Annotated in this window: 24 protein-coding genes and 3 tRNA genes; 21 read left to right on the forward strand and 6 right to left on the reverse strand. The window is 67.5% G+C overall.

What is annotated here, in order from left to right:
* Both KME78_RS30870 and KME78_RS30875 read right to left on the reverse strand, forming a co-directional pair.
* A partial coding sequence (locus tag KME78_RS30870) for an RNA polymerase sigma factor (protein WP_219532912.1) occupies nucleotides 1-394 on the reverse strand: 394 nt, incomplete at its 3' end.
* Between the two features lie 1,024 nt (nucleotides 395-1,418).
* Entirely contained in the window at nucleotides 1,419-1,754 is a 336-nt protein-coding gene (locus KME78_RS30875; protein ID WP_308127202.1) for a winged helix-turn-helix transcriptional regulator, read from the reverse strand.
* Between the two features lie 145 nt (nucleotides 1,755-1,899).
* Between KME78_RS30875 and KME78_RS30880 the strand changes: the two genes are divergently transcribed.
* The 4 genes from KME78_RS30880 to KME78_RS30895 all read left to right on the forward strand — a co-directional run bounded on the left by KME78_RS30880 (nucleotide 1,900) and on the right by KME78_RS30895 (nucleotide 5,028).
* Nucleotides 1,900-2,793, forward strand: coding sequence for an alpha/beta fold hydrolase (locus KME78_RS30880; protein WP_219532914.1), 894 nt, complete (start codon nucleotides 1,900-1,902; stop codon nucleotides 2,791-2,793).
* A gap of 234 nt (nucleotides 2,794-3,027) precedes the next feature.
* Nucleotides 3,028-3,747 carry an NACHT domain-containing protein gene (locus tag KME78_RS66395; RefSeq protein WP_219532915.1) on the forward strand — a complete coding sequence of 240 codons (720 nt, stop codon included), beginning with the start codon at nucleotides 3,028-3,030 and terminating at the stop codon, nucleotides 3,745-3,747.
* A gap of 55 nt (nucleotides 3,748-3,802) precedes the next feature.
* The gene (locus tag KME78_RS30890; RefSeq protein ID WP_219532916.1) at nucleotides 3,803-3,961 is read left to right on the forward strand and encodes a hypothetical protein; all 159 of its coding nucleotides are present in this window, start codon (nucleotides 3,803-3,805) and stop codon (nucleotides 3,959-3,961) included.
* Complete coding sequence (locus KME78_RS30895) at nucleotides 3,961-5,028, forward strand: hypothetical protein (RefSeq protein WP_219532917.1); 1,068 nt, start codon at nucleotides 3,961-3,963, stop codon at nucleotides 5,026-5,028. The genes KME78_RS30890 and KME78_RS30895 overlap by 1 nt, the downstream gene beginning before the upstream one ends.
* A 351-nt stretch (nucleotides 5,029-5,379) precedes the next feature.
* Here KME78_RS30895 and KME78_RS30900 read toward each other — a convergent pair.
* Nucleotides 5,380-5,465: transfer RNA gene (locus KME78_RS30900), tRNA-Leu, on the reverse strand.
* A gap of 129 nt (nucleotides 5,466-5,594) precedes the next feature.
* Between KME78_RS30900 and KME78_RS30905 the strand changes: the two genes are divergently transcribed.
* From KME78_RS30905 to KME78_RS30915, 3 genes are all read left to right on the forward strand, one after another.
* Entirely contained in the window at nucleotides 5,595-6,866 is a 1,272-nt protein-coding gene (locus KME78_RS30905; protein ID WP_219532918.1) for a M20/M25/M40 family metallo-hydrolase, read from the forward strand.
* Nucleotides 6,867-6,989: 123 nt separating this feature from the next.
* Nucleotides 6,990-7,604 (forward strand): hypothetical protein, encoded by a 615-nt coding sequence (locus tag KME78_RS30910; protein WP_246652394.1) that lies wholly within the window; start codon nucleotides 6,990-6,992, stop codon nucleotides 7,602-7,604.
* 195 nt (nucleotides 7,605-7,799) lie between these two features.
* Nucleotides 7,800-9,788, forward strand: coding sequence for a chaplin family protein (locus KME78_RS30915; RefSeq protein ID WP_219532919.1), 1,989 nt, complete (start codon nucleotides 7,800-7,802; stop codon nucleotides 9,786-9,788).
* Nucleotides 9,789-9,886: 98 nt separating this feature from the next.
* Here KME78_RS30915 and KME78_RS30920 read toward each other — a convergent pair whose 3' ends face one another.
* A complete protein-coding gene (locus tag KME78_RS30920; RefSeq protein WP_175590066.1) occupies nucleotides 9,887-10,072 on the reverse strand; it encodes a DUF5703 family protein in 186 nt (61 codons plus the stop codon).
* Between the two features lie 190 nt (nucleotides 10,073-10,262).
* On the opposite strand from KME78_RS30920, the gene topA reads away from it, so the two are divergent.
* The 12 genes from topA (at nucleotide 10,263) to KME78_RS30980 (ending at nucleotide 24,674) form a co-directional block, all read left to right on the forward strand.
* Nucleotides 10,263-12,953: a type I DNA topoisomerase gene (topA, locus tag KME78_RS30925; RefSeq protein ID WP_219532920.1), complete on the forward strand. Its 2,691-nt coding sequence runs from the start codon at nucleotides 10,263-10,265 to the stop codon at nucleotides 12,951-12,953.
* A 13-nt stretch (nucleotides 12,954-12,966) separates the two neighbouring features.
* On the forward strand, nucleotides 12,967-14,193 hold the full coding sequence (locus KME78_RS30930) for a metallophosphoesterase (RefSeq protein ID WP_308127203.1): 1,227 nt from the start codon (nucleotides 12,967-12,969) through the stop codon (nucleotides 14,191-14,193).
* A 68-nt stretch (nucleotides 14,194-14,261) separates the two neighbouring features.
* Nucleotides 14,262-14,855 carry a helix-turn-helix transcriptional regulator gene (locus KME78_RS30935; RefSeq protein WP_219532921.1) on the forward strand — a complete coding sequence of 198 codons (594 nt, stop codon included), beginning with the start codon at nucleotides 14,262-14,264 and terminating at the stop codon, nucleotides 14,853-14,855.
* A gap of 161 nt (nucleotides 14,856-15,016) precedes the next feature.
* On the forward strand, nucleotides 15,017-17,059 hold the full coding sequence (tmk, locus tag KME78_RS30940) for a dTMP kinase (protein WP_219532922.1): 2,043 nt from the start codon (nucleotides 15,017-15,019) through the stop codon (nucleotides 17,057-17,059).
* Between the two features lie 9 nt (nucleotides 17,060-17,068).
* Nucleotides 17,069-18,247: a DNA polymerase III subunit delta' gene (locus KME78_RS30945; protein WP_219532923.1), complete on the forward strand. Its 1,179-nt coding sequence runs from the start codon at nucleotides 17,069-17,071 to the stop codon at nucleotides 18,245-18,247.
* Nucleotides 18,248-18,667: 420 nt separating this feature from the next.
* Nucleotides 18,668-19,195 (forward strand): SigE family RNA polymerase sigma factor, encoded by a 528-nt coding sequence (locus KME78_RS30950; protein ID WP_308127204.1) that lies wholly within the window; start codon nucleotides 18,668-18,670, stop codon nucleotides 19,193-19,195.
* Nucleotides 19,192-20,286 carry a permease-like cell division protein FtsX gene (locus KME78_RS30955; RefSeq protein WP_219532924.1) on the forward strand — a complete coding sequence of 365 codons (1,095 nt, stop codon included), beginning with the start codon at nucleotides 19,192-19,194 and terminating at the stop codon, nucleotides 20,284-20,286. Before KME78_RS30950 ends, KME78_RS30955 begins: the two co-directional genes overlap by 4 nt.
* A gap of 95 nt (nucleotides 20,287-20,381) precedes the next feature.
* The gene (locus KME78_RS30960) at nucleotides 20,382-21,233 is read left to right on the forward strand and encodes a PSP1 domain-containing protein (protein WP_372454976.1); all 852 of its coding nucleotides are present in this window, start codon (nucleotides 20,382-20,384) and stop codon (nucleotides 21,231-21,233) included.
* Nucleotides 21,234-21,529: 296 nt separating this feature from the next.
* A complete protein-coding gene (locus KME78_RS30965) occupies nucleotides 21,530-22,981 on the forward strand; it encodes an alpha/beta hydrolase (protein ID WP_219532925.1) in 1,452 nt (483 codons plus the stop codon).
* Nucleotides 22,982-23,037: 56 nt separating this feature from the next.
* Nucleotides 23,038-23,114, forward strand: a tRNA-Thr gene (locus KME78_RS30970).
* 100 nt (nucleotides 23,115-23,214) lie between these two features.
* A complete protein-coding gene (locus tag KME78_RS30975; RefSeq protein ID WP_219532926.1) occupies nucleotides 23,215-23,733 on the forward strand; it encodes a pyridoxamine 5'-phosphate oxidase family protein in 519 nt (172 codons plus the stop codon).
* An 861-nt stretch (nucleotides 23,734-24,594) separates the two neighbouring features.
* Nucleotides 24,595-24,674: transfer RNA gene (locus tag KME78_RS30980), tRNA-Thr, on the forward strand.
* A 69-nt stretch (nucleotides 24,675-24,743) separates the two neighbouring features.
* Here the strand turns inward: KME78_RS30980 and KME78_RS30985 are convergent.
* Nucleotides 24,744-24,899, reverse strand: coding sequence for a hypothetical protein (locus tag KME78_RS30985; protein WP_219532927.1), 156 nt, complete (start codon nucleotides 24,897-24,899; stop codon nucleotides 24,744-24,746).
* 18 nt (nucleotides 24,900-24,917) lie between these two features.
* Nucleotides 24,918-25,040, reverse strand: coding sequence for a hypothetical protein (locus KME78_RS66400; RefSeq protein ID WP_281428911.1), 123 nt, complete (start codon nucleotides 25,038-25,040; stop codon nucleotides 24,918-24,920).
* A 63-nt stretch (nucleotides 25,041-25,103) separates the two neighbouring features.
* On the opposite strand from KME78_RS66400, the gene KME78_RS30990 reads away from it, so the two are divergent.
* Nucleotides 25,104-25,625: a hypothetical protein gene (locus KME78_RS30990; protein ID WP_219532928.1), complete on the forward strand. Its 522-nt coding sequence runs from the start codon at nucleotides 25,104-25,106 to the stop codon at nucleotides 25,623-25,625.
* A gap of 425 nt (nucleotides 25,626-26,050) precedes the next feature.
* Nucleotides 26,051-26,880 (forward strand): hypothetical protein (locus KME78_RS30995; RefSeq protein WP_219532929.1); only part of this gene is annotated, 830 nt, incomplete at its 3' end.

The raw sequence follows: 26,880 nt of genomic DNA on the forward strand, positions 1-26,880 counted from the left end.
TCTCGTCGGTGCCGAGCCCTTCCCAGCCCATCAGCGACAACAGCTCCCTGTCGTCGTCCGACAGGCGCGCGAACGCCTGCCTGGCCCCCTCCGGCGCCCGGTCCGGCGCCGTACTGTCGTAGGCGGAATGTTCTTCACGAAGGCGCAGCGTCAGGGCCGTACGGCGCAGGGCGCTACGGCGATGGTTGGCCAGGACCCGCCGGGCCGTTCCGTATAACCACAGCCTGGCTTCGTCACCGGCCGGCACGGCTGCCAGCCGCCGCCACGCCGTGGTGAACGTCTCGGCGATCACATCGGCGCAGTCGTCCGGGTGGTCGGTACGACGCCGGACATAACCGGAGACGGCTGCGTAGTGCCCCGCGTAGAGCTCTTCAAAGCGCTGCCGGGGCTCCACTGCTTCCTTCTGGCTTAGGAATGTCACATGACAGTAAATGTCCGGCAGTGTACGAGCGTGACAGCCAGAACACGGTGAACGTTTCGCCGAAGTGGAACGGCTCGCTGAGCAGCGGATCGTCTGCCTTTCCTCCTCCTGGAGGATGCCCCAGCAACGCCTTGCCCCGGCGCCGAATCGGGTGCTGGACCTGGGCGGCGGCACCGGCATGCACGCGGGCGCTTCCCTGCCCGCATCCCTCGCGTGGGAAGCGATCTTTGGACTCGCCTATTCCGCCAGGTCATCCCCTCTCGTGAACACCCCACCCAGGGCCGTTCTTGAAACGGCTGGACTGAGGTTGACGGGATCCCGTCTGATCATCGCGATTAGGCGGGATCTTGTCGTTTCAGGGGCTTCCGAATCGGCTCGTCCTGGTTTGGGGCCGCGGAGTGGGTATCAGGGGGCTGGTGGAGGTCGGAGTCCGCGTCACTGGGCATGGCGAAGCCGACTGCTGTGCTTGGTCCTGATGCCGGGCAAGATTGCCCTATGGGCCTGACTCGCAACCGCCGCGCTCTGCTCTTCACAGGGGCGATCGGGCTGGCCTCGCTCCTGACGCTTTTGAGGTGAGCGCTCCCGGCCTGTCCGTCTGGGCATTGGCATTGGCACTGTGCTGGCTGGCGCTGGCCATTGCCTGGTCGTGGCTGTGGGGTTCGGGACCGGGTCGGCGGGGTGGGCGCCCTGGATATTTGTCCCACTCGTACTGGTGCTGGGCACTGTGCTGCTCGTCACGGTCGACGCGCCCCTTCACGCGCGCTTCGCCCTGTCGGAATCGAGCCTGGAGCGCTACGCCCGGTCGGTGCGCGACGACTATGGCCATGATCGGTGCCGGGGCCTGTATCGGGTGGGCTACATGGAGAAGATGGTCCGCGTCATGTCCCGTGCCCTCAAGCACGGCCCCGACGATTCCGACTTGGCGAACCGCTGTGCCTTGAGTGTTACGGCTACCCTCCACCCGGATGCCTGCAACCGGGACAGTGCAGGACGGATGTCAGGCCGCCGGGATGGCCTCGATGGCCTTCATGTGCTTCTCGCCCCACTCGCCGAGAGGGATGAGAGCGGTGTTAAGTGACTGGCCGAAGTCGGTCAGGGAGTATTCCACCTTCGGTGGGACCTGGTGGTACACCTCTCGGTGCACAAGGCCGAAGTGCTCCATCTCTCGAAGCTGGAGGATCAGCATCTTCTCGCTGATGCCTGGAACCGCCCTCCTCAGCTCTCCGAAACGCCTCGAACCGTCGTGTAGCGCCCACAGGATCAGCGCCTTCCACTTGCCGCCCACCACGTCCACGGCGGCGTCGAGTCCGCACGAGTAGCTCTGCTTCTTCACCGTTCCCCCCATACTGAAAAAAAGGTACGTACCTGAAAAAATAGTAGGTACTTGTGAGAAGTTCCGCAAGGAAACAGGATCAGACACGCATCGGATGGGCCCATCCCGCAGCATCACTCACACCACTCTCACAAGCACGGAGATCATGATGAAGAACGGGCGCGTCAACGCCAACGGCATCGACTTCGCCTACGTCGAGGAGGGAGAGGGGCCGCTGGCCTTGCTCCTCCACGGCTTCCCAGAGTCCGGCGACGCCACCTACCGCCACCTGATCCCGGCTCTCGCTGCGGCAGGCTACCGAGCCGTCGCCCCCAACATGCGGGGGTTCGCCCCCACCGCGCTTCCAGCGGACGGCAGCATGCGCCTCCGCGATCTCGTCGCCGATGCCAACGCCCTGCACGAAGCACTGAAGGGTGACGGCAAGGCGATCCTCGTGGGCCACGACTGGGGCGCGGGCACCGCCTGGGCCGCCGCCGTCGCGGCACCGGAGCGGTGGTCACGGGTCGTGGCCAGCGACGTCCCGCCCCTGCAGTTCTTCGGCGACTACTCCAGCACCTACGAGGGAATCGAGAACCTGAACCACTTCTGGTTCTTCCAAATGGACATGGCAGACGAGGTCCTGGCCGCCAACGACATGGCGTATCTGCGGCAGATCCTGCAGGAAAAGTGGACCGGACCCGGATACGACGCCACCAAGGAGTGGGAGGGGACGCGCAGGGCCCTGGGCGAGCCCGCCAGGCTGCGGGCAGCCCTCGATCTCTACCGAACGAACTTCGGCCCCAAGCAGATGGGGACGCCGGAGTGGGCGGCCGAACACGGAGCCCTCTGGGGGCCTCTGCCGACTCAGCCGACCTTGTACCTCCATGGCACGGAGGACAAGAGCGTCATTCTGGACGAGGAAACCCTGGCGGCGATCCGCGCCGCCCTTCCTGTGGGCTCTGAAGCGGCCTTCGTCGAGGGTGTCGGGCATATCGTCCCCGTGGAAAAGCCGGACCGATACAACGAGCTCGTTCTCCGATTCCTCAAGAAGACGATCTGACGGTCGCAGTGGGCGGCGCCGATCCGTGCCGGCATTGCGCCGAAAGCCGCCTCTTGCGGGCGGTGAAGGGCACCAGTGGGCCAGTCCGCTGGCAGTGGCGGGTCTGCTGGTAGGGATCGGGATCGGCCTGGTGGGGAACCTGGCGACAGGCACGGTTCAGGTTGAGGCGTGGTGGTGGAAGCCGACGGTGTGGACGGCCACCGGGGTGCTGATTGTGGCCGCGATGGTGCTGGGGTGGCTGTCGACCAGGCTCGGCCGTCGGAGCCGGGGGTCGTAGAGGATCGTGCGGAGGCGGCGCTGCGCGTGCGGGTGCGGGTGCGGCGCCAGTGGGAGCACGAAGCGGTGGTGCGGCGGTTGCGGCAGCCGATGCCGTTGCGGGTGACGTGGTCCTCGACGGGCCGGCTGGTGGCCGCGGCCCGGGAAGCGGTGCTCGATGAGCTGGACCTCACCTGGGAAGAGCGGCCTTTCGCCGGTGATACCAGGCAGATCGTGGGGCGCTTTCGGGAACTGCAGCACCGTCAGCTGGTGATCCTCGGCGAAGGCGGGGCAGGCAAGAGCGTGCTGGCGCTGCTGCTGATGCTCAGCATGCTGGAGGATCCGGTGGGGGGAGAGCCGCTGCCGGTGTTGCTGCCGGTCGCTGCCTGGAATCCCGGCAAGGAGAGTGTGGCGGAGTTCGCCGCGCGTCGTCTGGCCGAGGACTATCCCGACGCGGCGGGGGCCGCCGATGGCAAGGATGTCGCGCGGCAGTTAGTGGAGCAGGGGCGGCTGCTACTGGTGCTGGACGGCCTGGATGAGATCTCCTCGGCCCTGCATGCGGTGGCGGTGCGGAAGCTGGATGAGTACGCGGTTGTGGGACGTCAGCTGGTAGCAGCCGTGAGTACGACACAGCTGTGCAGGCTGGCGGTCACATCGTGTCCCGGGCGGCGGTCGTGGAACGGCATCCCATCACCCTGACCGCGCGATCGCCTTCCTGTCCCATCCGGATACCGGCCGGGCCCGCTGGCTGGAGGTGTTCTCCCACCTGCAGGACGAGCCCGGCGGGGCGCTGGCCTCGGTGCTGACAACACCGCTGATGGTGTCGCTGGCCCGGGTCGCCTACCAGTGGCCGAGCACCGATCCCGGGGAACTCCTCCGTGCCGGCGGCCGGGTCGAGATCCGGGCCAGCTGATGGACACCTACATCGACAGCGTCCACGATCCTGACCATCCCGCCTCCCCGGTCGGAGCGCCGCTACGCCGCTATCTGGAAACCCTGGCCCTCAACCTGGAGCTGTCCGGCACGGTCGAGCTGGTGTGGTGGCGGTGGCGGCCCGACCTGTACACCCGTCATGTGCATCTGGCCAGCACCTGCCTGGCGGTGAGGCTTACCCTGCTGGCCGGTCTGGCCGCCACACCGGTTGCGGGGGTGCGGGGCGGGATCTGCGCGGCGATCGTGGTGGGCGGGGCATTCACCGTGGCCGCGAGTGGAAAGCTGCGCCCGGTGTGGCCGCACAACCACCCCGCCTACCAGCCCGCCAGCTACCAGCCCGCCAGCTACCGGCCCGCCCGCATCCGGCGGCGCCGGATGCGCTGGGCGCGAGCTGCGGTCGGGGCCTGGTGCGGCCTGTTCAGCGGTCTCATCCTCGGAGACCTGGCAATAGCCGCGGTGGGAGCCGTCCTCTCGGCCCTGTGCGGGGCGTGGCTGCCCACCGACCGGATCAAGCCCCAGCCGCGCACGGCCACCCCCGGCGCCACGCTCGCCGCCCACCACCGCGCCACCCTGGCCGCCGCCGTCCTGAAAGCGCTGCCCGGCGTCGTGATCATCGCCACCGCAACCATGCTGACCAGCGGGCACTCCCCGGGAGGAACGGCTTTCACCGCGCTGCTGGTGTACGGGTGGACCGCCGCATGCCCTGGCGGGTTGTGGACCTGGCTCCGGTACCGCGCTACCCACCTGCACCTTGCCGTCCGGCACCGGCTACCGCCTCGCGTCAACGCTTTCCTGCATGACCAGCACCAGCGCGGCACCCTCCGCCAGACCGGAACCACCTGGCAACTCCGCCACCTCATCCTCCAGCAACACCTCGCCCATCCAGCAGGCCTCCACCGCCTTCGCGCTCTGGCCGACCAAGGTGACGATGACGCCGCCCGGCAGCTGGCGGGGCTGCTCGCACGGGAGGGACGTGCCGACGAACTCCGGACCCGCGCCGACCAAGGCGACCATGATGCCGCCCGGCAGCTGGCGGAGGAGCACTAATTGTTAGGGAGCTTTGAACGTCGGGGTTACGTTACATAGGTGTCTCTCGCTGGTTGCGTGACGCGTGCTCGGCACTCGAGGCGGGCGCCGATGCGGCGCTCATCGCTCAATGGATGGCCGAAACGCAGGCACAACGGGTTTCGGCTCAGGCACAGCTACGACAGTCCAGCGGCCGACGCTGCATGACTCAAGAAGAGGTTCACGCCGTGATGACCGCACTCGGAGACCTCGTCAAGGTCATCCAGGAGGCTGATCCGCTCGACAAGATCGGGCTACGCCTGACGTGCAGGCCCCAGAAAAAACTAGTGGAGGCTCAGGTTGTCCCTGGCCCCCACGTGTGCAAAAGGTACGTGTCCGAGGGGGGACTTGAACCCCCATGCCCCGCAAAGGGCACTAGCACCTCAAGCTAGCGCGTCTGCCTATTCCGCCACCCGGACTTGGTGCCTGCACGCGAGACCGTCATCCCGCGTCGGCTCCGTAAGGTTAGCAAACTCTGAGGGGTGCGTCATACCAGGATTCCAGAGGGAGGATGAGACGGGAATTCGTACCCGAGCGAAGGAGCCGTCATGGCCGAGGACGAGGTCGTCGAGCTGTGCTGTGATCTGATCCGGATCGATTCGACCAACGCCGGTGACAACGCGGGACCCGGGGAGAGGGCGGCGGCCGAGTACGTCGCGGCGAAGCTCGCCGAGGTGGGGCTTGAGGTCACGATCCTGGAGAGTGACGACCGCCGGGCGAACGTCGTCGCGCGCATCGAGGGCACCGATCCAGGGCGTGACGCGCTGCTGCTGCACGGGCATCTCGACGTGGTGCCGTTCGACGCGGGGGATTGGCGGCATCATCCGCTCTCGGCGGAAGTGGCCGACGGGTGCGTCTGGGGGCGCGGGGCCGTGGACATGAAGGACATGGACGCGATGATCCTGGCGGTCGTGCGGCAGCGGCTCAGGGAGGGGCGCCGGCCTGGGCGGGACGTCGTGATCATGTTCACCGCCGATGAGGAGGCGGGCGGGGAGTACGGGGCGAAGTTCCTGGTCGAAGAGCATCCGGGGCTGTTCGAGGGGGTCACGGAGGCGATCGGGGAGGTCGGCGGGTTCAGCGTGTCGATCGGGACGGATCGCCGGCTCTACCTGATCGAGGCCGCGGAGAAGGGCATGGCGTGGATGCGGGTGGCCGCGAAGGGCCGGGCCGGGCACGGGTCGATGCTCAACCTGGACAACGCCGTGACCGAGCTCGCCGACGCCGTGGCGCGCGTGGGCAGGCATGAGTGGCCGGTACGGCTGACACCGACCATGAGCAGGTTCCTGGAAGAACTGGGCGACGGCGACCCCGAGGTCCTGATCGCCAAGCTGGGGCCGGTGGCCAGGATGCTGGGCGCAGGGCTCCGCAACACGGTCAATCCGACCATGCTGGAGGCCGGCTACAAGTCGAACGTGGTGCCCCAGACGGCTTCGGCGGTGATCGACGGGCGGTTCCTGCCGGGGTTCGAGGAGGAGTTCTTCGCCACGATCGACGAGCTGCTCGGGCCCAACGTCACGAGGGAGTTCGTGCAGCACCAGGTGGCGCTGGAGTTCGGCTTCGAGGGGTCGCTGGTGACCGCCATGGTCGAGGCGCTGCTGGCGGAGGACCCGGCGGGGCGCGCCGTGCCGTACACGATGTCCGGAGGGACGGACCTCAAGTCGTTCAGCCGGCTGGGAATCCGAGGGTATGGATTCGCGCCGCTCAAGTTGCCTGCCGACCTGGACTTCTCCGGGATGTTTCATGGGGTCGACGAGCGGGTGCCGGTGGATTCGCTCCAGTTTGGGGTGCGGGTGCTTGACCGCTTCCTGGATTACTGCTGAAAAGCTCTTGCGGCGACCTTGAGTGATGCTACGGTTACGGACCGTTGAGGGGTGAGTCCACGGACCGGCCTCACACTGTGAGGTCGGTTCTGGAGCGCTTTGAGGGAGGGTCACGTGGCACGCATGCCGGTGCGGCAGTGGAGGCTGATGCCTCTCGCTGCTCGGCGCGTGCCCGTGAGCACCCCCGCGGAGGATGCGATCGCCGATCGGGCCGCCCGGATGGCGCGGTTCGCGGCCGGCGCCCGCGAGGTCATCGCACGAGCAGTCGCGGTCGGCGCCCTGCTGGCCGCGGGATGGCTGCTCGCCGTTCTCTTCGGAATGCTCTCCGCCGCTCCGGCGGCCGCGGATTCCACCGCGGCAGCGGGAAAGGTGGCAGATACGGCCACAGCAGCCGGCACACCTCACACCGTCACCGGGTCCATCACGGACGGTTTCCCCACGGCTGACGGAAAGGTCTCGGCGTCGGACAACGCCGAGGCGATGGCGGGGCGGACGGTCGACGGGCTCAACAGCCAGTCCGATCCCGGCCTGCCACCTTCTTCCACTGCCAGCGACATCCTGGACACCAATGGTCTGGTGCCCAACGGCGGTGGCAGCGGCCCCTTCGGGCCTGGCATGGGAGACATCGCGAGGTCCTGCTACGACCCGCGTATCGAGGCTCGGCGCGCCCCCCTGGCGTCCGTGCTTCCTCCGGTCGTCCGCACAGCGGCGGATGACCCCTCTTTCTCACCTGACTGACCCCCGCCACAGATTCCGGTAAGTACGGCGGCGGAGCGCGGCTCGATCCCCTCCGCCAGCGGGTGACATGTCAGTCATCTTGGTTCGCGATTTCCCCGAGGTCTCCGCTGTGCGCGGCGTTCTGCGACCTCGCATGCCCTCGGCTGCCCGCGAACTGTCAGGTATCTCCCCATGAACCAAGTAGGAGCATTCATCATGCGTACGTGGGCGAAGGCTTCGGCCCCCGCGGCTCTGCTAGCTGTCGCGGTCATGTCCCTCGGCAGCGGCACCGCGCTGGCCGACACCTCCGGCGACTCCTCCATCGGCGGCGGCAACCAGATCAACGCGCCTGTCTCGCTGCCGATCGACATCAGCGGCAACGCCGTCGGCGTGGTTGGAAAGTCCCACGCCGACTCCGAGGGCGGCGCCTCGGTCGAGAACAAGGGTGCCGGCACCGGCGGCAACACCACCTCGGGCCGTCACTCCGTGCTCGGCGGCAACCAGGTCAACGCGCCGATCAGCGCCCCGATCAACGCCTGTGGCAACGCCCTCTCCCTGATCGGCAGCTCCGACGCGGGCTGCAAGGGCGGCGCGTCGGTCAAGAACAAGGGTGTCGGCGGCGGCGGCAACCGCACCTCGGGCGACTCCAGTGTCCTCGGCGGCAACCAGGTCAACGCGCCGATCTCCACTCCGGTGAACGTCTGCGGCAACGCACTGGCGATCTTCGGCAGCTCGACCGCTGGCTGCAAGGGCGGCGCCTCGGTCAAGAACAAGGGCGTCGGCGTCGGTGGCAACCGGACTTCGGGCCGTCACTCCGTGCTCGGCGGCAACCAGGTGGTCGCGCCGATCAGCGCCCCGATCAACATCTGCGGCAACTCGGCCGCCGTGCTCGGCAGGGCGTTCTCGGGCTGCAAGGGCGGCTCGTCCGTGACCAACGGCGGGCACACCCCTTACCGGAGCCCTCGCGGCTCGACGGGCAACGACACTGACGGGCGCTTCGCGGTCGGCAGCGGCAACCAGGTCATCGCGCCGGTCAGCCTGCCCATCACGGCCTGCGGCAACGCCGTCGGCAACGCGCACGCCGGCTGCAAGGGCGGCGCGTCGGTCAAGAACAACGGCGGCTCCGGTGCGGGCGGCAACACCACTTCGGGCCGTGGCTCCGTGCTCGGCGGCAACCAGGTCATCGCACCCATCACCGCGCCGATCAATGTCTGCGGCAACTCGGTGGCCGTGATCGGCCGGGCGTTCTCCGGCTGCAAGGGCGGCGCTTCGGTCAAGAACGGCGGCTCGGGTGCCGGCGGCAACCGCACGTCGGGCGACTCCAGCGTCCTCGGCGGCAACCAGGTGGTCGCGCCGATCACCGCGCCGGTCAACGTCTGCGGCAACGCCGTGGCCGTGATCGGGCTGGCCCAGGCCCACTGCAAGGGCGGTGCCAGCGTCTCGCTGCAGGGCGGCACCGGGGCCGGTGGCAACCGGACCTCGGGTCGCCACTCCGTGCTCGGCGGCAACCAGGTCATCGCACCGATCACCGCGCCGATCAACGTCTGCGGCAACGCCGTGGCCGTGCTGGGCGACGCCGCGGCCGGGTGCCTCGGCGGGTCGCGCGTCGGCAAGCCGGTGGACGACTACACCCCTAATAGCCACTACAGCTACCGCAGCAAGGTCACCAGCTCCAAGTCCGACGGGGTGCTGCCCGCACTTCCCCCGGTGCCGGTCCTGGGCGGTCTGCAGAGTGTCGGCAAAGTCACTCCGATGCGTGGCGGCGGCTCGCCCGAGCTGCCTCTCGTCGACGACATGCCGCTGGTCGGGGACCTGCGGGAGGCGTTCGGCCTCCCCGCGCTGCCCGAGCTGCCCGGTCTGGCCGGCCAGCCCTCCACCCCGGTGAGGCACGTCACACCGGCCAAGCACGTCAAGCACGTCAAGAACGGCAAGGCTCCGGTCGCCAACGCCGCTCGCGCCGCCGACCCGCAGTCGCCCCTCGCTCCGGCCGCCTCGCTGATCGCCTCCACCCCCGTCGGCGGTGTGGTGAAGACCGCGACCGGCAGCCTGCCGACCGGCGGCCTGGGCCTGATGAGCGCGTCTCAGCCCGCGGGGGTCACCGGGATGACCACCGGCTCGCTGTTCGCGCTGGTTCTGGGCGCGATGTTCGCCGCCTCGGCGACGCTGTTCGCGGCCACCCGCCGCTTCCGGCTCGGCCGGAAGTAATGACAAGAACGTCTACCGCTCACAGCCGGTGAGCGAGTAGCGAAAGACGCTTTGCCCGTTCCGGGGGCGCGGCCCGGGGCGGGCAAAGCCATGTCCGATCACAAGGTGCTGCGAACGCGCATGACCTTGCGGCGCAACCGTACATGACGACTTCCGTCAGGGTGCAGGCGTACGCGGGAGAGCTCCCACTGACCGTACTCCGCGTGTTCGGTGAGCAGTTGACGTGCTGCTTCGCGGGAGAGATCGCGCGGAATGAAGATATCCATGTAGGAGTAGTCGAGCACAACGATTAGTCTCCAGGGTGAGTCAGGGCGCAACGCCGCTCGATGGGGCTTATTCTGCGTGCTTGTGGGTGGGTCCGGAAGCTAGTGGGTAGTCCGGGGGAAGGAAATTTCCGCGAGTCGGGTTACCTTTCAGATCAGTGCCGGCTCCCGGCAGGGGGAATTGCAAGCGAACAGTGAGGTAGGAAGCAGCGTGCCAGCCAACAACGGCAGCACCGGCGGAACCCGCCGCCTGGTGATCGTCGAGTCGCCCGCCAAGGCGAAGACGATCATGGGATACCTCGGTGCCGGCTACATGGTCGAGTCCAGCATTGGCCACATCCGTGACCTGCCGGAGCGGGCCGATGACATTCCCGAGAAGTTCAAGGGGGAGCCGTGGGCACGCCTCGGGGTGAACGTCGAGAATGAGTTCGAGCCGCTGTACGTCGTCAATCCCGACAAGAGGTCGCAGGTCAGCAAGCTGAAGCAACTGCTGAAGGATGCCGACGAACTCTATCTGGCGACTGACGAGGACCGTGAGGGCGAGGCCATCGCGTGGCACCTGCGTGAGGTGCTCAAGCCCAAGGTGCCGGTGCACCGCATGGTCTTCCACGAGATCACCCCGCAGGCCATCCGGGACGCGGTGGCCAACCCGCGTGACCTCAACCTGCGCCTCGTCGACGCCCAGGAGACCAGGCGCATCCTCGACCGGCTCTACGGCTACGAGGTCAGCCCGGTCCTGTGGAAGAAGGTCAAGCCGCGGCTGTCGGCGGGCCGGGTGCAGTCGGTGGCGACCAGGCTGGTGGTGGAGCGCGAGCGGGAGCGCCTTGCGTTCACCTCCGCCCATTACTGGGACCTGCAGGCGCTGTTCGACACCAACAAGCCCGAGGAGCGGCCGCGTGACTTCACCGCGACGCTGACCTTGGTCGATGGCAAGCGGGTCGCCCAGGGCCGCGACTTCGCGAGCACCGGCGTGCTCAAGAACAACGACGTGCTCCACCTGTCGGAGGCCGCCGCCGGTGAGCTGGCGGGCAGGCTCCGGGGATCGTCGTTCGCCGTCAAATCCGTCGAGCGTAAGCCGTACACCCGCAAGCCGTACGCTCCCTTCCGGACGACCACATTGCAGCAGGAGGCCAGCCGGAAACTGGGCTTCTCCGCGAAGTACACGATGCAGGTGGCGCAGCGGCTCTACGAGAACGGCTTCATCACCTACATGCGTACCGACAGCATCACGCTGTCGGAGACGGCGGTGGCGGCCGCGCGCTCCCAGGCGATCAAGCTGTACGGCTCCGCATATGTTCCCGACAAGCCCCGTGTCTACACCAGCAAGGTCAAGAGCGCCCAGGAAGCGCACGAGGCGATCCGGCCTTCTGGGGAGGAGTTCCGCACTCCTGGCGAGACCGGGTTGTCCGGTGACATGTTCCGCCTGTACGAGCTGATCTGGCAGCGGACCGTCTCGTCCCAGATGAAGGACGCGGTCGGCGAGTCGGTCACCGTCAAGGTGGGCGGCGCGTCCGCCTCCGGTGAGAGCGTCGAGTTCAGCGCCTCGGGCCGGACGATCACGTTCTACGGCTTCCTCAAGGCGTACGTGGAGGGGGCCGACGATCCGTCGACCGACCGCGACGACTCCGAGAAGCGACTGCCCAACCTGGTCGAGGGCGACGCGCTGAGCGTCTCGCGGCTCGACGTGGCCGGCCACTCGACCAAGCCGCCCGCCCGTTACACCGAGGCGTCGCTGGTCAAGGAGCTGGAGGATCGGGAGATCGGGCGGCCTTCGACGTACGCGTCGATCATCGGCACGATCCTCGACCGTGGCTACGTGTTCAAGAAGGGCACCGCGCTGGTGCCCTCGTTCCTGGCGTTCGCCGTGGTCAACCTGCTTGAGCAGCATTTCGGCAACCTGGTCGACTACGACTTCACCGCCGAGATGGAGAAGGTGCTCGACGACATCGCCAACGACCGGGCGGAGCGGGTGCCGGAGCTGCAGCGCTTCTACTACGGCGAGGAAGGCGACGAGGGTCTGAAGGAGATGGTCACCGACCTCGGCGACATCGACGCCAAGGAGATCAGCTCCTTCCCGATCAGGGACACCGACATCGTCATCCGGGTCGGGCGATACGGCCCGTACCTGGACAGAGGCGGCTCCCGGGTGAACATCCCCGAGGACATGACGCCCGACGAGCTGACCGCGGAGAAGGCGGAGGAGTTCTTCTCGCGGCCGACCGGCGACCGCGAGCTGGGCGTCGATCCGGTGACCGGGCACAAGATCGTGGCCAAGGACGGGCGATTCGGGCCGTACGTCACGGAGATCCTGCCCACGCCGGAAGAGGAGACCCCGAAGCGGCGTACCAAGAAGGCCGACGCGGCGAAGCCGCGGACGAGCTCGCTGTTCAAGACGATGTCGCTCGACACCGTGACGCTCGACGACGCGCTCAAGCTGCTGTCGATTCCCCGGCCGGTCGGCGCGCTGGAGGGTGAGGAGGTCGTCGCGTACAACGGGAAGTTCGGCCCCTACCTGAAGAAGGGCACCGACTCGCGGTCGCTGACCTCGGAGGAGGACCTGCTCACGGTCACCATCGAGCAGGCCAAGGAGCTGTTCGCGCAGCCCAAGCCGCGCGGCAGGGGCCGGGCGGCGGCCGCGGCGCCGCTGCGTGAGCTGGGGGATGACCCCAACTCCAAGAAGCCCGTCGTGGTCAAGGAGGGGCGATTCGGCCCGTACGTGACCGATGGCGAGACGAACGCGTCGTTGCGCAAGGGCGACACGGTCGAGGAGATCACGATCGAGCGGGCGGCGGAGCTGCTGGCCGAACGGCGTGAGCGGGCTCCGGCGCCGAAGAAGACGACGACGACCAGGAAGGCACCGGCCAAGAAGGCACCCGCGAAGAAGCCGGCGGCCAAGTCGTAAGTAGCATTGCCGCGTGGTGGTCTTGGTCTTCGTGGGCTTGGTGTTCGCGGCGCATCTCTATCTGTGGCAGCGGATGGTGCGGTCGACCACTCGGCCCGGGCGGTTACGCAAGTGCCTGAGCTGGGGGTTGGTCGGGCTCATCCTGCTGGTCGTCGCGACGTTCGCGGGGTCGCGGCTGGGGGTGTTCCAGTGGCTGGCGTGGCCGGGCTATCTCTGGATCGCGGTCATGTTCTACCTGGTGGTCTTTCTGATCCTGCTGGAGATCCCCCGGCTGGTGGCGTGGTTCGCGCTGGTCCGGGGGCGTGAGGTGGTTCCGTCGCCGTCAGAGGCCGTGCTGGTGCCCGCTGGGCCGGTTTCGGTGGATGTGGCGCCCCTCCCTGAGGCGCCACCAGCGGGCATCGACGCGATGAGCAGACGGCTCTTCCTCGGGCGGGCCACCGCCGCCGTCGCGGGCGTGAGCGCGCTCGGCACGGTCGGGTACGGCATGACCGTCGCGCTGGGTGATCCGGTGATCGAACCGGTCAAGGTCACGCTGCCCGGGCTCGACTCCAGGCTGAGCGGCCTGCGGTTCGCCGTGGTCAGCGACATCCACCTGGGGCCGCTCACGGGTAAGGGGCATACCGAGCGCATCGTGCGCATGGTCAACGGGCTGCGGGCCGACGTGGTGGCGATCGTCGGCGACCTGGTCGACGGCTCGGTCGCCGAGCTGGGCGCGCTGGCCAGGCCGCTGCGGAGCCTCGAATCCCGCTATGGCGCTTATTTCGTGACTGGTAACCACGAGTACTACACGAGAAACGGCCCCGGCGAGTGGATCGAGGAGCTGGACCAGCTCGGTGTGCGCTCGCTGCGGAACGAACGGGTGGAGATCCGGCACCAGGGCGGCGTGCTCGACCTGGCCGGGGTGAACGACCTCAACGGTGCCACCGCGAACGACGCGCCCGACTTCGACAAGGCGCTCGGCGGTCGCGACCCGAGCCGCTCCACGGTTCTGCTGGCCCACCAGCCGGTACAGGTCGAGCAGGCCGCGCGTTACGGCGTCGATCTGCAGCTGTCGGGGCACACGCACGGCGGGCAGATGATGCCGTTCAACCTCGTGGTGCCGTTCCAGCAGCCGGTCGTGTCGGGGCTGGCGACGGTCGACGAGGTGCAGGTGTACGTCACGCGCGGCGCCGGGTTCTGGGGGCCGCCGGTCCGGGTGGGCGCGCCACCCGAGATCACGCTGCTTGAGCTGCGCTCCTGACTTTCCGCGATCCGCTGGCTACTCGGCTCATCAGGGCGTAGTATCCGAGCGGATACGTTGGAGGTGCGATGATCTCTTCCCCGGTGGAGGGGGTGTTCGGCGGCCTGCTGCCCGAGCGGGGCGAGGAGCCCGGGGGCTCGCCGCCCGATGTCACGTTCTGGGCGGTGCGCGGCGGTCTGCTGCTCAAACAGGCCAGACACGCGGCCAACATGAACCAGAAGGCGCTGGCCGGCATGAGCGGCACGTCGCGGACGACCCTGTCGGCCTACGAGCACGGCCGCAAGTCGCCCACGCTCGAAACGGCCGGGCGCATCCTCGACGCCGCCGGGTTCCGGCTGACGCTGGAGGCCAAGGTCGAGTTCGCCACCCACCGGGCCGCCGACGGGCGTCCGTTCTTCGTGCCCAGCCGGTTGACCCGGCTGCCGGCATTGCGGGCCCTGGCCGCCGTGCGGCTCGGCGGCAGGGTCTATGACCTGGCCGATCGCGGGGATCGCCGGGACGCGTACGCGATGCTGTTGCGGGAAGGGAGCCAGGAGGAGCTGCTCGAACATGTGGACGGGCTGCTGCTGGTGGAGTTGTGGGATGAGCTGGTGCTGCCTGAGCCGGTCCGCGCCGGCTGGCAGCCTTTGGTGGAGCTCGCCCGGCCGTACAAACCGAACTAACGAGACGAGAGGGATCTGTCTGGTGTTTTCGGGGGCCTATTCGAGGTGTGTACGATGCGCGTCGGCCCGCATACGTAATACCCTCAGCGACGAGCAGCCGGGTATATCCGGCTGGTCTCCTGTCTTCCCATTTCCGGCGAACACCTGGATACGCTGACATCATGACCGCCCGTGGCCGACGCCAACCGACACATGTGCTGGCAAACGCATCTTTCCGCCGGCTCTGGACGGCGATGTCGGTGTGCAGCCTCGGCGACTGGCTGAACATCCTGGCACTCACCGCCCTCGCCGGAAACCTGACCCAGGGCGACTACCGCACGCAGTCGCTGGCCGTCGGCGGTGTCTTCATCGCCAAGATGCTGCCCGCCGTCCTGCTCGGGCCGCTCGCGGGAGCCTTCGCCGACCGGTTCGACCGCCGGGTGACGATGTTCTCCTCCGACCTGGCCCGGTTCGCCGTGGTGCTGTCGATCCCGCTGATCGGCAGCTATCAGTGGATCATCGTGGCGACGATCCTGGTCGAGTGCGTCAACCTGTTCTGGGTCCCGGCCAAGGACGCCACGGTCCCCAACCTGGTGCCGAAGGAGCAGCTCGAATCGGCCAACCAGCTCAACCTGCTGGTCACCTATGGCAGCGCGCCGATCGCCGCGATCCTGTTCACGGCGCTGTCCGTGGTGGGCGACGTGCTGAAGAGCGCCGTGCCGTTCCTGTCCGGTATGGATCCGACCGGGCCGGCGCTGGTCGTCAACGCCTGCGCGTACCTGGTGTCCGCGTTCCTGATCTTCACGCTGCGCGGCATCCCCAAGCGTGACGGCGCCATCTCCACCCCGTCGGTGCTCAAGCAGATCGTCGAGGGCTGGCGGTTCGTCGGCGGCAACCGGCTGGTGCGCGGCCTGATCATCGGCATGCTGGGGGCGTTCGCGGCGGGCGGCGCGGTCGTGGGCGTGGCGAAGATCTACGTGGGCGCGCTCGGCGGCGGCGACGCGGCCTACGGCGTGGTGTTCGCCGCGGTCTTCGTCGGCATGGCGCTGGGCATGTTCTTCGGCCTGCGGCTGCTGCGCGAGCTGTCGCGGCGGCGGCTGTTCGGCCTGGCGATCACCGTGGCGGGCGTGGTGCTGGTCGCGATCGCCCTCGTGCACAACCTGGTGATCGTGGTCATGCTGACCGTGCTGCTCGGAGCGTGCGCGGGCATCGCGTGGATCATCGGCTACACGCTCATCGGCCTCGAGGTCGAGGACTCGATGCGCGGCCGGACGTTCTCGTTCCTGCAGTCGACCGCGCGGGTCACGCTGCTGTTCGTGGTGGCGGCGGCCAACCCGCTGGCCGCGCTCTTCGGCGCGCACGCGCTGCGGCTGGGCGATCTGGTCTACCAGTTCGACGGCTCCAACCTGGTGCTGGTGATCGGCGGCGTCCTCGCTACGGTGGTCGGCGTGCTGGCGCTGCGGCACATGGACGACAGGAAGGGCGTCTCGCTCTCCGAGGACCTGATCGCGGCGGTGCGTGGCGAACGGCCGCAGTCCGAGACGGCGGAGCAGGTGCCTGGGCTGTTCGTGGCGTTCGAGGGCGGCGAGGGGTCGGGTAAGACGACCCAGTCGCGGCTGCTCGCCATCTGGCTGCGCGACCAGGGGTTCGATGTCGTACAGACCCGTGAGCCCGGCTCGACCAAGGTCGGCATGCGGCTGCGCGCGATCCTCCTCGACGCGGCCGAACGCGGGCTGTCGGCGCGCGCCGAGGCGCTGCTGTACGCCGCCGACCGGGCCGAGCACGTCGAGAAGGTCATCAGGCCGGCCCTCTACCGCGGCTCGCTGGTGATCTCCGACCGCTACGTCGACTCGTCGCTCGCCTACCAGGGTGCGGGGCGGGCGCTCGATCCCGACGACGTGTCCAAGGTCAACGCCTGGGCCACCGGCGGGCTGGTGCCGCATCTCACCGTGCTGATCGACACGCCGCCCGAGGTGGGGCTGACCAGGCTGGGCGGCGCGGCGGACCGGATCGAGTCCGAGCCGCTGGAGTTCCACGAGCGGGTGCGCAAGGAGTTCCGGACGCTGGCCGCCGCCGATCCCGGCCGCTATCTGGTGGTCGACGGGACGCTGCCGCCCGAGCAGATCACCCGGCTGATCCAGGATCGGGTGCACGAGATCCTGCCCGATCCGGTGCCTCAGGAGTCCGAGGACATCACCGGTACGATGCCCGCCATCCGCGACTAGCCTTGTCGGGTGAGCGTCTTCGATGACCTCGTCGGTCAGGACCAGGCGGTGGCCGTGCTGTCGCGCGCCGCGGTGGCGGCGGGCGACGCCGTGGAGGGTGGCCGCGGCGCGGGCATGACGCATGCCTGGCTGTTCACCGGCCCGCCCGGCTCGGGCAGGGAGGAGACGGCGCGGGCGTTCGCGGCGGCGCTGCTCTGCCCCGACGGCGGCTGCGGTCACTGCGACCAGTGCCACCAGGTGCTGATCGGCTCACACCCCGATCTCGAGACGGTACGCCCCCAGGGCCTGTCCTACAGCGTCAAGCAGACGCGCGAGCTCATCCTGCGGGCGGCCGGCGCGCCGACGCAGGGCCGCTGGCGTGTCATCCTGTTCGAAGACGCCGACCGGGCCACGGAGTCGGCGGCCAACGCCCTGCTCAAGGCCATCGAGGAGCCACCACCCCGCACGGTCTGGCTGCTGTGCGCGCCGGCCGCCGACGACATGATGATCACCATCCGGTCGCGCTGCCGCGTGGTCACCCTGGCCACGCCCCGCACGGAGGCCGTCGCCCACGTGCTGGCCACCCGCGACAGCGTGCCCTGGGACACCGCCCACTTCGCCGCCCGCGCCTCTCAGGGGCACATCAGCCGGGCTCGGGCGCTGGCCCTGGACGAAGGGGTGCGCCGGCGCCGCGAGGCCGTCCTGGCCATCCCTCGCTCGCTGTCCGGGGTCGGCGAGTGCGTCTCGGCCGCCGAACGCCTGGTCAAGACGGCCGAGGAAGAGGCCGCGGCGGCGACGGCCGCGCTCAACGAGACGGAGACCACCGAGCTACGCAAGATCTACGGCGAGGGGTCCACGGGAAAGGGCCTCAACCGCGGGTTGGTGCGGGGTGGCGCTGGGGCGTTGAAGGAGCTGGAGGACCGGCAGAAGTCACGCGCCACGCGCATCAAGCGGGACTCGCTCGATGCCGCTCTGCTGGAGCTGGTGTCGTTCTATCGGGACGTGCTGGCCATGCAGTTCTCGGCCGGGGTGGAGCTGGCCAACGACGACATCCGCTTCGACCTCGACCAACTGGCCAAGATGTCGACGCCGGAGGAGACGCTGCGGCGGATCGACGCGATCATGCGGTGCCGCGAACGCCTGGACGCCAACGTCAACCCGCAGATCGCGGTCGAGGCGATGATGCTGTCCCTGCGGTCCGCCGCGTAGGTGGGTTGTCGGCTTGGTTGGCTTGGTCCGTTGTGTAGCGGTGGGTCGGCTTGGTGTGCTGGATGGCGGTCGGTCGGTTCGGGACGCTGTGTAGCGGTCGGTTGGCTTGGTTCGCCGCATGGCGGTCGGTCCGTCGGTTCGGGGCGCCGTACGGCGTTTGGGCGTTTGGTCAGCCGTATGGGGTGGTCGGGTGGATGGGGGGCACCGGGTGGTGGGCTGTCGGCTCGGGGCGACCGGATATCGAAGCAGACGGCCAAGAAGACGCACGTCACGGCGCCCAGCCCCGTAAACCGCAGGAGCGTGCCCCTGGACGGGGGCCAGCCCCGTATGGCGGGTGGGGCCCACCGGGCTGGCCGTAAAACTGCTCAGTAAAAGCGTGTGACCAGAGCAGCAGATGGGGCTGTTGGGCGTCTCTGTTATGTGAAAGTCGAGCAGCTGTCCCCTGGAGGGGCTCTGATACGGAAACGCGTCGATGTCGCGGCGATCTTCGCCGAGCATCATGTGGGTCTCGTCCGGCTGGCGCTGGTCATGGTCGGCGATCAGGCGACCGCCGAAGACGTCGTCCAGGAGGCGTTCACCCGTACCCACGCGGGCCGAGGGAGGTTGCGAGATCCGGACAAGGCGCTGACCTATGTGCGATCGGCGGTCTTCAACGGCTGCCGGTCGGTGATGCGGAGGCGGGCGACGGTTTTCCGCCGCGCCGTGCCGTACGAACCGCCTGTCTGGTCAGCGGAGAGCGCGGCCCTGCTGAGCGAGGAGCGTCGCGAGGTGCTGCGCGCCCTGCGAGGACTGCCGGACCGGCAGCGCGAGGCGCTGACGCTGCGCTACTACCTCGACCTGTCCGATCAGGAGATCGCCGAGACCATGGGGATCAGCGGGAGCACCGCCAGGTCCACGATCGCGCGAGGGCTCGCCGCCCTCGGCCGAGCACTTGGGGAGGATTCATGAACAGCCCGATGGAAGACCGCCTGCGCGAGGCGCTGGCCGAGGCGGGGGCGACCGTTGACACCAGCACGCTGAGGCCCCTGCAGTCGACGGGGCGGCCTCGGGTGCGGGTCGACTTCCGGCTGCTGGCGGCGGCGGGGGCGGTGGTGGTCGCGGGGGCCGTGACCGCCGCCGTGCTGGTCTCTCCCGGCGACGAACAGCGGGCGGCGGTGGCCAACCCGCCTGCCGATCAGAAAGACGAGACGGGGCTGACCGTCTTCCTATGCGCGAAGGAGGTGGTGAAAAACCCCGACTGCCCCGCCCGCGTCACCACGGAGCAAACACAGGCGATCATGCATGCTCTAGAAGCGACGCCGAAAGTGGAAAAAATACTTTACGTAAGTCAGGCGCATGCCTATGACAGCTTCCGCCGAGACTACGCCGACGACAAGGTGCTGCTCGACGCGATCGACGCGACCGACCTGCCTCCCTCGTTCCAGGTCAAACTGAAGCCGGGAGCCGACATGAGGGCGGGAAGCGTCCGGGAGACGGGAGCCGATCTGAAGGCGCTGACGATCAAGTTGAAGTCCATAGGAGGCGTGAGCAGCATCACGACTTCTGCGGAAGTTGCCAAGGCGATGGACCCAGTGCAGGCGAAGAACGCAGACCTCATCACGGTCTTTCTCTGCAAGGAGCATGCGAGCCAAGTGTCGTGTGGAGCCAGTGCCGCGCCCGATTTGACGAAGGACGTGCCCAAGCCCTTCGAAGACGGCAAGGCCATCACGCCTGCCCAGCGGAGTGCCCTCACCAAGAAGATCGACACGATGCCCGGCGTCCAGTCGGCACGTTTCGAGAGCCGGCAGGAGGCGTACGAGAATTTCGTGCGCACCTACAAGGGCAACAAGGCACTCGTTCAGGCCACCAGGCCATCGGACATGCCGGAGTCGTTCCGCCTTCAGATGAGCTCGGACGCCGACCGGAACGAGGTGGTCGGCAAGCTGCAACGCCTACCCGGCGTGGCCCAGGTCATCGACGGCAGGTGCGGGACCAAGCGACTCGCATTTTATGAACGCTATGGCCTTTTGCTGCCTGACAACAAGATCTGCGCCTCCTAGCCGGGTAGGGCTCTCACGCTGCGCGCGCCGACACGTAATGTGGCAACCGAAGGCCGTAAGAACCCCCGAGGCCGTCAGGAGGCGAGCACGAGCCCATGGGAATGATCATGGCCGTGAGCTTCACCCGCTACGGGCGGCTCTACTACCTCGATCCCGGTGGCCACACCCCCAAGGTGGGCGACAAGGTGCTGGTCCCGACCGACTCGGGTCCTGAGGTGGCGGAGTGCGTGTGGGCGCCGCAATATTCGAGTGAAGACATCGACGGAATGCCGGTGTGCGCGGGCATAGCGGGTGAGGAGCACCTCTCCCGCGACGAGACCAACAAGCGCCGCAGGGCCGAGGCCCGCAGCGTGTCCAAGCGATTGATCAAACGGCACGAGCTGCCGATGAAGGTGGTGGGCGTCGACTACCTCGATCAGGACAACGTCTACACGGTTTACTTCTCCGCTCCGCATCGAGTCGACTTCCGCGCGCTCGTCCGGGACCTGGCCCGCAACCTGCGGGCCCGGGTGGAGCTGCGGCAGATCGGCCCGCGTGACGAGGCACGCTTGCAGGGTGGCATCGGGCCATGTGGCCGCGACCTGTGCTGCGCCACGTTCCTCAAGGATTTCGAGCCGGTCTCCGTACGCATGGCCAAGGACCAGGACCTACCGGTCAATCCTCTGCGTATCGCCGGGGCGTGCGGGCGGCTGATGTGCTGTCTCAAGTACGAGCATCCGCTCTATGTCGAGACCCGCAGCAGAATGCCGCGCACCGGAAGCCGGGTGAGCACGCCGCAGGGAGAGGGAAGCGTCCTCGGGCACAACGTTCCGGCGGACACGGTGACGGTTCGGCTGGACGACGGCGGAAGGCGTTGCGCGTGTCCTTCCGCCTCGGTCTGCTCGCCACGGCAGCAGCACGACAAGATGTACGGAGAGGACGGCGGCCTGCCGGCCCCTGGCGGGTAGCTCCGCCAGGGGTAACGGGTAGCCCTGCCAGGGACAGCGGACGGGTAGCTCTGCCAGGGGCAACGGGTCCCTGGCAGGGACAGCGACGGGTAGCGCTGTCAGGGACAGCGGGTGGGAGTTCACGGGCTGTGCTCGTGAACTTCACGCTCGCGGTCGTGGTCGCCCGTTGGGAAGAGCTGGGGTGGCATCGGGGGGAGGCTTGCCTGGGCCGGATGCCGTGCGAAGCGCCGTGTTGAAGGCTTGGCAGTTGGGGGGCCGGGCAGTTGGGAGGCGGGAAGCGCGTAGGATTGCGGAGCGTGTGGTTCCGAGCACTGATCGTCGTCGCCGCGACTGTGTTGTTCGCCTCCGGCTGTTCCTTGATAGAGGAGCCGGCGAGCGGGCTGCGCTGGTCCGACTGCGGGGACGGGTTCGACTGCGCGAAGCTCTCGGTGCCGCTCGACTACGGCGCCCCGGACGGGGAGCACATCAAGATCAGTGTGGTCCGGCTGCCGGCCACGGGCGACCGGATCGGCTCCTTGGTCGTCAACCCGGGCGGTCCCGGAAGTTCCGGCGTCAGCTACGCGCGGGCCGCCCGATCGATCATGAGCGAGAAACTGCGCGAACGGTTCGACGTCGTAGGGTTCGATCCACGTGGGGTGGGTGAGTCGGCGCCGATCGAGTGTCTGAGCGACGCGCGGCTCGACGCGTTCATCGCCCTGGACACCACCCCCGACACGCCGCAGGAGCAGGCCGCGCTCGAGCAGGGCTCACGCGAGTTCGCGAAGGGCTGTCAGGCCGGGGCCGGCCGGTTGCTGCCGCATGTGGGCACCGTTGACGCCGCCCGGGACATGGACGCGCTGCGTCAGGCACTCGGCGACCAGAAGCTGACCTACCTCGGCAAGTCCTATGGCACCTTCCTGGGCGCGGTTTATGCGGATATGTTCCCCGGCAAGGTCCGAGCCCTCGTTCTCGACGGCGCTCTCGACCCGGCCGTCTCCCGGCTGAAGCTCAACGCCGACCAGGCCATGGGTTTCGAGCGCGCCCTCCGTGCGTACATAGAGTCCTGCCTGACCGAAGGCAACTGCCCGTTCCGCAGCCATACGGTCGACGGCGTCTTGGCCGAGGTCACCGACCTGTTGCACCGCACGGACGCCAGCCCGCTGCCCGGCGAGGGACGGCAGACCACCGAGGCGCTGGCCACGCTCGGCGCGCTGACCCCCCTCTACGATCGCGGCTCCTGGCCCGAGCTCACCGAAACGTTCCGTCAAGCCCTGAAGGGCGACGGCAAACTGCTCCTCCGCAACGCGGACCAACTCATCGACAGACATGACAACGGCGTCTACTCCAACCAGACCGAGGCCAACATGGCCATCAACTGCGTGGACAGCCCCTATCCCAAGAACGTCGCCGCCTACGCGAGCGCGGCGACGAAGGCCGAACGCGAGGCGCCCAGGTTCGGCGCCTACCTCATGTGGAGCTCGCTCCCATGCGCCTTCTGGCCCGCCAAACCGACGCTGATAAACCGCCCACTCACCGCCAAAGGCGCCGCCCCGATCCTGGTCATCGGCACCGAACGCGACCCGGCCACTCCGTACGAGTGGGCGCAGGCCTTGGCGGACGAACTCGACTCGGGCGTGTTCCTCGGCTACGACGGAGACGGGCACACGGCGTACTTCAACGGCTCGACCTGCGTGGACGACGCCGTGGACCACTACCTGCTGACGGGCACGCCACCACAGGACGGGACATTCTGTCCGGGCATCGGCTGATCGAAGGGAGCAAGAACCCCTTGGGCTCCTGTAGACTCGTTCACGCTGTACGGCACGCCGCCTTAGCTCAGTCGGCCAGAGCACTTCACTCGTAATGAAGGGGTCTCGGGTTCGAATCCCGAAGGCGGCTCCAGCTCAAAGGCCCCTCGCGATGATCGCGGGGGGCCTTTTGCTAACACTCTTGCTAACAGGGGCACATGCCGGGCCTTGTATGTCCTATGAGACCCTCTGCCATGCCCGTAACCAATGAATGGCTGGCTGGTCCTTCACCAACCAAGCGCCTAGACAGAGACCTGCTGGAAGAGCGCATCCTGAACCTGCTCTCATCGCAGAACATGTGTGTCCTGGCGACATCGGGGGCTGACGGGCCGCTGGCGACCCCTGTGCGCTACTTCCACCTGGGCTTCACGGTCATGTTCACGGCGGTGCCCACGTCTCCCAAGATGCGGAACGTAGCCGCAGACCCCAGGGTTTCGATCGGCATATTCGCCCCGCTGGTGGGACAGGCCAGCAGCCGAGGTGCCCAGGTCTTCGGACGAGCCCGCGTTCTCGGGATCGATGATCCGGAGTTTTCGCACCACTGGCCCGCGTTCAGGTGGCAGTCGGATCATGTGGAGCGTTCGCGCCCGCTCGACGAACCGCCGTCCGGCCCGCTGACCGTTGTCGAAGCTGATCGGATTGTCTATACAGAGCACTGGCTTCGACGAAGCGGGTATGCACCGCGTCAGTTCTGGAAGCGGCAGGAGGACTGAGGCTGAAAGCGAGAAGGCCCCACGTGATCTACGAGGGGCCTCCACTGGCTGTCGTTACTGCTAATCGGCGGTTTCGAGGCACTTGGCGAAGATATCGGCAGCGGCTGTTTCTGCGGAGCGGATCACGTGGGCGTAGACCCGGAGGGTGATCGCGGGGTCGGCATGGACGATGGCCGCTGTCGATCATGTATCGAGAGAGGCAGGCTATGCGCGGACAGCGCTACTTACGATGGTGGCTGGCTGGGCTGGCGACGTGCGTCCTGAGTTTCCTGTCGTTGTGGCTGCAAGCGTTCGTTGCCAGTGATGCAGGCGGCGTGGCATGTGGCGGCCCGTTGTCGCTCAGTCCGTCCGAGATGCAGTCCGGTCTCGAACGGAAGTGGGAGCACCTGCGCGAGCCCGTGACGTCCACGTTTCTGCAGGTTTTGGTCCTCAACGCTCTGCCCTCTGTGAGCGCTCTGCTCTCAGGCGCGTTCGCCGCTTGGGCGGGTCGGCGGCTCAGTACGATGGTGGGGGCGCTGGCTGTTTCGGTCATACTGGTAGTCGCGCTTGACTGGGTGTTCCTCGCGCTCTCGTACGTCAGGTTGCTCAACTGCGCGGGCTGGGATGGACAGCTTCCGTGGCTGCTGTGGCAGCTTCTCCCAGCGTTTGGCAACAGCAGTGCTGCTGTCCTGCTGACCGTGGGAATCGTGGCCCGTTGGAGGTCGGCGCGGAGCGGAGAACCGGTGGCTGCGGCCTCCGGGACAGGCTCCTAATCCAGGTGTCGTGATCTTGCTAACTCGGGTGCTAACAGCAGGCGTGGACGATCACGGATAGCCGTGGACCTTCGGACTCGTCGCAGTGCCGTCTGCGCTGGGGTAACAGGGCACTGTGGACAGTTGTGGACGATCTTGTTTTCACTCGTAATGAAGGGGTCTCGGGTTCGAATCCCGAAGGTGGCTCCAGGTCAGAAGCCCCCCGCGTGATCGCGGGGGGCTTCTGGGTGTCTAAGTGAGTGACTAAGCCTCCCGATCTCATGTCTTGAAGATCCGATCCATGGCCACCGCGCCTTCCTGGAGTACGGGGCGGATCTGCTTCCTGTAGACCAGCTCGGTCACCGCCGTACTACTGTGGCCGACCAGCCGGGAGATCTCCTCCAAGGGGATGCCTTGGTCTGAGAGCAGGGACACGAGGCTGTGCCGTGGCTCTCAGGGCGTGCACTTGTCGGGGTCGAGGTCGGTCTTGGCGATGACCGCGCGGAAGGCGCGCCGTACGTTGTGGGAGTCGAGATGTGTGCCCACGGTCGAGGCGAACACGAGCCCGTGTTCCACCCACCGCTTGTCCGTCGCTTCCTTGTCCGCCTCCTGCTGAGCCTTCTGTGCTTTGAGCGCTGCATGAACAAGCTGCTCTGTCAGGTGTGTGGTGGTCCGGCGGTAGACACGGAGCCGCGCCTGATCCCGTGGCTACTGACCAAGACGGTGTTCGAGCGCACCGGCCTGGACAGCGGCCGGACCAACGCTCCGCCGACGTGCTGGAGCTGTATCCCCAAGGCTCTGGAGCAATGCCCCATGCTCCGGGCGGACTTCACCCTGTACACCGTGAGGGCAGTCGAGACCGTCGGTGTGCTGGCTGACCTCTACCGACCGGGGGTCTTCCGTGAACCGATCCCGACCGCGCACAACGTCTTCGTTCCATGGGACGCGCCCCGGTATCACCCACGCACGCTGGCCGTCGCCCAGGTGCTGGAGCTTCATGGCATGAAGTCCGTGGGCCCTTTGCTGGGTCACATGCGATGTCGACAGTCAGTGTCCCTTCCGTCCCTGCTGTCCCTGAGTCTGCTGCGACCAGCACTAACGCAGTCCAAGACCAGGGACAGGCCTCTTGAAAGGCCGATCCTGCTGTCCATGAGATGGTGATGACCTCAACCAGAACTGCCGCTCTTAACCGTGCTCCGACCACTTAATGGTGCTTCGCACGCCCTTCTGAGCGCGCTTCGCGCGGAAGACTGGCTGTAACACCCGAGGGGCTTCCAGGCGTTGCAGCAGGTTTCCCCCGGACAGGCCACAGTGTGACGAGACGCGCTTACCGCTCGTATTGGCGCAATAACGCATTGTCTGGATTCATGTCAAGACGCTGAAGATGTTGCCGAAGAGCCCCCTTATGGCGTCCCTGAGTGCTCTTGTCACGGTCCAATGCTGGCGTTTGGATCTAGGGGTGATCTTCCGCAGTGCGCTGCAAGCGGCGCTTTCGGATGCGTCACCCGTGTCGCCGGTCCTGCCTTGCACCGTCCTCTCGTCGTGGACAGGTCATCGGACTGCGCCGTCCTCCCAGAAAAGGAGTCATGACCGTGACCATGCTGACCTACACCCTCCTCACCGACCCGGCGCATCTGGAGGCGTCACAGGCCGACCGGTCCCCATCCAAGGGAAAGGTGTATCTGGTCGTGACCAACACCCACAAGAATGTGAAATGGTCCACGATCGAGGTAACGGTGCCCGGAGACCTCACCCCGAATATCGACGCGATCACGCCCAGGGGCACGTACACCCACACCCATATGAACGCCCAGTTGCTCACCTCGCCGGCCACCCGGTCGGTGACATTCCAGCGATTGCAGAACACCAACGTCTTCCAGGCCACCCCTCCGGAGGGTGCCGACAGCTTCTCCCCCGGCGACTACATGGTGCTGGCGCTGGAGGACATCGTTGTCGCCAAGGTCGCCGGGCTGGCCGTGCTGATAGTGAAGGAGACCAGGCCAACGCGGCGGGGGTATGAAGTCAGCTTCGCGGCAGTACCGCTGGTGAAGGCCACTCCGAAGGAGATTCCGGCGCCGCGCGACTTCCGCCCCAACAAGGCCCTGCTGGACGTCGGAGACTCCCTCACGCTGAGTTGGGAGGGCTCCGACGACTTCAGCTACAAGATCCTGTTCCCCGGCGGAGAGATGCCCTTCTCCGTGGGCACGCGTACCTGGACCCTGGCCGACCCGCCGAAGCGGGCCACCACCTACACCCTCGTCGCCACCTCCGGCACCACGCCCAAGCAGGAACACTTCCTCACCACGACCGTTCAGGTGCGCCATCCCGTCCTGGAAACACTCACCGCCACTACCGGCATCGACACACCCTGGGTCCAGGGGGCGGCGAACGCGACCAAGGGGCGCATCACCTTCCT

This window comes from Nonomuraea guangzhouensis, from assembly GCF_019396345.1.
In the GTDB taxonomy this organism is placed as follows: Bacteria; Actinomycetota; Actinomycetes; order Streptosporangiales; family Streptosporangiaceae; genus Nonomuraea; species Nonomuraea guangzhouensis.

Bases quoted from the DNA above. Each gene is read 5' to 3' on its own strand.
- KME78_RS30880 (WP_219532914.1), top strand. From the start codon at position 1,900: ATGATGAAGAACGGGCGCGTCAACGCCAACGGCATCGACTTCGCCTAC.
- KME78_RS30895 (WP_219532917.1), top strand. From the start codon at position 3,961: ATGGACACCTACATCGACAGCGTCCACGATCCTGACCATCCCGCCTCC.
- KME78_RS30905 (WP_219532918.1), top strand. From the start codon at position 5,595: ATGGCCGAGGACGAGGTCGTCGAGCTGTGCTGTGATCTGATCCGGATC.
- KME78_RS30910 (WP_246652394.1), top strand. From the start codon at position 6,990: ATGCCGGTGCGGCAGTGGAGGCTGATGCCTCTCGCTGCTCGGCGCGTG.
- KME78_RS30915 (WP_219532919.1), top strand. From the start codon at position 7,800: ATGCGTACGTGGGCGAAGGCTTCGGCCCCCGCGGCTCTGCTAGCTGTC.
- KME78_RS30935 (WP_219532921.1), top strand. From the start codon at position 14,262: ATGATCTCTTCCCCGGTGGAGGGGGTGTTCGGCGGCCTGCTGCCCGAG.
- tmk (WP_219532922.1), top strand. From the start codon at position 15,017: ATGACCGCCCGTGGCCGACGCCAACCGACACATGTGCTGGCAAACGCA.
- KME78_RS30955 (WP_219532924.1), top strand. From the start codon at position 19,192: ATGAACAGCCCGATGGAAGACCGCCTGCGCGAGGCGCTGGCCGAGGCG.
- KME78_RS30960 (WP_372454976.1), top strand. From the start codon at position 20,382: ATGGGAATGATCATGGCCGTGAGCTTCACCCGCTACGGGCGGCTCTAC.
- KME78_RS30975 (WP_219532926.1), top strand. From the start codon at position 23,215: ATGCCCGTAACCAATGAATGGCTGGCTGGTCCTTCACCAACCAAGCGC.
- KME78_RS30990 (WP_219532928.1), top strand. From the start codon at position 25,104: ATGAACAAGCTGCTCTGTCAGGTGTGTGGTGGTCCGGCGGTAGACACG.